At 47.5% G+C, this 1,265-nt stretch carries 2 protein-coding genes and 1 pseudogene; all 3 read left to right on the forward strand.

Annotation, left to right across the window (positions count from 1 at the left end; all coding sequences use genetic code 11):
- Positions 1 to 59 precede the first annotated feature (59 nt).
- Positions 60 to 338: pseudogene (locus K336_RS20300) on the forward strand (nucleic acid/nucleotide deaminase domain-containing protein); the annotation flags it as partial.
- A gap of 17 nt (positions 339 to 355) precedes the next feature.
- Positions 356 to 850 (forward strand): hypothetical protein, encoded by a 495-nt coding sequence (locus K336_RS18870; RefSeq protein ID WP_123825867.1) that lies wholly within the window; start codon positions 356 to 358, stop codon positions 848 to 850.
- 109 nt (positions 851 to 959) lie between these two features.
- Positions 960 to 1,265, forward strand: a 306-nt coding sequence (locus tag K336_RS0112430; protein WP_028707197.1) for a helix-turn-helix domain-containing protein, incomplete at its 3' end; no start/stop codon positions are given.

Genomic DNA, 1,265 nt, shown 5'->3' on the forward strand with positions numbered 1-1,265 from the left:
ACCTCCCACCCCGCGAAACCAGAAACGATTTTGTTTCATGACGGCCATATGCAGCGACTCGCCTCGATGGACCAGATGGTCCGATTGAAGTTTTTCGCTCTAATAAAGACTGGCACGCCGAGCAGGGGGCTGTCAAACAATATGGTGATCGAATTGTCGAGCTGTACACTGAACGTCAACCCTGTTCGTCTCGATGTGATCCAATGCTCCGAGGAAGAAATATCGATACAACGTATTCTTATCCGTGGACATCAGGAGCAAATGAAACTGCACAAGCAATTAGAGATACGACAAATAGCGCACTTGGCGATGCCGTACGAAATCTGTTCGGGAGGTAACAACTGTTATGGTAGCGATGATCGACAGAAGCCCATGGGGGTTCAGGGCTCAGGATATTTGGGGAAAATTTTGCCCCGACGAAACTCTTAGAAAAATTCCTAAAAGGGTATATGGCGTTTTCGATCGGATTGACGAGCCTGTGATCCGTGGAGATTTTCCAGATAGATTGGTGATTGGAAATCCGAATCGTTGCATTTATATCTGTGAGGGGGATGGATCTGTTATGAGAAGTGGCATCGATAGCCCCGAATTCATCAATTCGGATGTAAATAAGTTTATTTGGTCACTCGAAACTTTTGCCCAATTTTATCCATATTATACAGACGACACTGAAATAGAGTCCATACGCAGAAAAGAAGGTGAAATCAAGAAAGCTTTAGTGAGTATCGATAAAGCTGTTTCTCGCGATACAGATTTTTGGTTTGGGCTCCTAGAGGACTTTGAATCGTATGGCGAATTTTCTACAGAATTTCTTTTTGATGAATATGGGGTTGACGCCGCAACGGACTAACCCCCACCGGTCTTGTAATGGATTGGGGAGTTATCCAAAACTATGGTTGACATGAAACGAAACCGTATTTTTCGTGGATTTCCTGTGTTGTTTCGGATATGATTGAGGTATGCAGGTCGGAGTCATCCCGGAAGAAACAGCCGTCTTGATCAGGTGGAAGAAGCGTTCCGACAATCATGTGCTGGTTCGGATGAAAGCAGAAGCTGTCCTGTATGCCTCTGAAGGAGTCAATATCAGCATCATTGCGAAAATGGTTGAGCGCACGGAGCGGACAGTGCTGGAATGGCTGGCCGAGTGGCAGGCCACCAGGATGTGCTCGGTGCTGACAGGGCATGCCGGGAACCAGAACGCGGCGAAACTCACTCGCACCCAGAAGGAAGAACTCAAGGCCATCTTGGCCCAGCCGCCCTCCCGG

The sequence above is a fragment of the Propionibacterium acidifaciens DSM 21887 genome (assembly GCF_000426605.1).
Lineage (GTDB): Bacteria > Actinomycetota > Actinomycetes > Propionibacteriales > Propionibacteriaceae > Propionibacterium > Propionibacterium acidifaciens.